This is a genomic window from Citrobacter sp. VF227 (assembly GCF_052950715.1).
Genome location: NZ_JBRFVF010000152.1, coordinates 1 through 616, shown reverse-complemented (window position 1 = coordinate 616; position 616 = coordinate 1). Strand labels below are relative to the sequence as shown.

Sequence of the window (616 nt, the reverse complement as noted above, 5' to 3'; positions counted from 1 at the left end):
GATCCTGGACACCTCCCGGAACCTCGCGATGAAACCGACCCGCATCGCGGTCGTCGCCGATATCCACCACGGCGCTGACCACCGCACCAAGCGCGGCAGCGCCGCGCTACCGCTTCTGCGACGCTTCCTCGACGAGGCCGGCGATGCGGACGCGATCATCGACCTCGGCAACCGCATCTCGGACGTGGACGCGGCGACGGACGTCGTTCTCCAGCGCGCTGTCGCCGAAGTCTTCGCAGGCCTCGATGAGCGTCGCCACCACGTCTGCGGAAACCACGACGTCGCTCACCTGTCGCTTGCCGAGAACGAGGCCGTCCTACAGGCTCCCCTCGGGAGCCGCGCGGTCGATCTCGGTCCCGTTCGCCTGGCCTTCCGGCAGCCGGACGTGGCACTGACGCACACGCGACCGCTCCGCCTCGGACCTGGCGACCTCGACGCGCTGCGCGTGCTCCTCGACGACGAGCGCCCGACGCTCCTCGTCAGCCACCCACCGCTGTCGGGGCAGTCGCAGGACGGCAACTACTGGTTCGAGAACAATCCAGACTACGCCACGTTCGCGCAGAGCATGCCGGCGATCCGTTCGATCATCGCCGCCGCGCCCGCTCCGGTGGTCGCC

General features: G+C 69.5%; 1 protein-coding gene. It reads left to right on the top strand.

Going from position 1 to position 616, the window contains the following annotated elements:
• Positions 1-28: 28 nt before the first annotated feature.
• Positions 29-616 (top strand): metallophosphoesterase (locus ACU8YC_RS25590; RefSeq protein ID WP_446896047.1); only part of this gene is annotated, 588 nt, incomplete at its 3' end.